The 294-nt window shown below is 66.7% G+C and carries 1 protein-coding gene; it reads right to left on the bottom strand.

Going from position 1 to position 294, the window contains the following annotated elements:
- A partial coding sequence (locus C5N14_RS32820; protein ID WP_207892969.1) for an antibiotic ABC transporter occupies nt 1-236 on the bottom strand: 236 nt, incomplete at its 3' end.
- Nucleotides 237-294 lie beyond the last annotated feature (58 nt).

Raw genomic sequence — 294 nt, 5'->3', positions numbered from 1 at the left:
TGGTTCACCCCCGACACGTTCCCCGCCGAACTCGTCACGTACAACGCGATCGTCCCGTTCGCCGCGAACACCGCCGCCGGATCCGAAGCCACCCCCGAACCCCCGGTCCCCATCACACCCCAGTTACCGAACGCACCACCCGCACCACCCTGACTCGCCCCATACACCGCACCATTACGCCGCACATACAACGAAATCCGCTGCCCCGCGTCCACCACCGCCGCCGGCTTACCCACATAACCACCCTCAGACGTCAACTGCTGCCACCCACCGAACGCACCACCCGCCGACGTC

Source organism: Micromonospora sp. MW-13 (assembly GCF_003434305.1).
In the GTDB taxonomy this organism is placed as follows: Bacteria; Actinomycetota; Actinomycetes; order Mycobacteriales; family Micromonosporaceae; genus Micromonospora.
Note: the sequence above shows the minus strand (reverse complement) of the source record. Positions and strands in the feature narration are given on the sequence as shown.